The organism is Christiangramia qingdaonensis (genome assembly GCF_048381525.1).
Classification (GTDB): domain Bacteria; phylum Bacteroidota; class Bacteroidia; order Flavobacteriales; family Flavobacteriaceae; genus Christiangramia.
In genome coordinates, this window is record NZ_JBLWIM010000015.1 from 515,206 (window position 1) to 515,429 (window position 224).

Here is a 224-nt window from a genome sequence, read left to right on the forward strand (position 1 = left end):
AAGTATAATGTAAATAGTAAAAAACGTTGCACAACAACGGCTCATCGCAAATAACGGGTAGTTAACTGAAAATGGTTATTTTAGAGACCAGTTATTAAAATAACAAATCCGACAAATCCACGTCCTTACTCCCGCAACTTGCGATAGCCGGGACCGTTATGCAGCATTAAATTATGAGACGACTAATTACAATACTGACTTTATCACTTCTAATAATAAGTTGT